General features: G+C 49.1%; 1 rRNA gene. It reads right to left on the bottom strand.

The window, feature by feature from the left end:
• Position 1: 1 nt before the first annotated feature.
• Positions 2-216: ribosomal RNA gene (locus ACXAGR_RS23865) — 23S ribosomal RNA — on the bottom strand; the annotation flags it as partial.

Genomic DNA, 216 nt, shown 5'->3' on the forward strand with positions numbered 1-216 from the left:
GGGTACGGTTCACATAATCATAAGTTTAGAAGCTTTTCCTGGAAGCAGGGCATCAACAACTTCACTCCCTTGGGAGCTCGTCTCGTGTCTCGGCCTTAAGCACCCGGATTTACCTAAGCACTCAGCCTACACACTTTCACCTGGGCAACCAACGCCAGGATTGTCTAGCCTTCTCCGTCCCTCCGTCACTGATTATATAAGTACGGGAATATTAAC

The organism is Alteromonas sp. ABH4_457 (genome assembly GCF_056160625.1).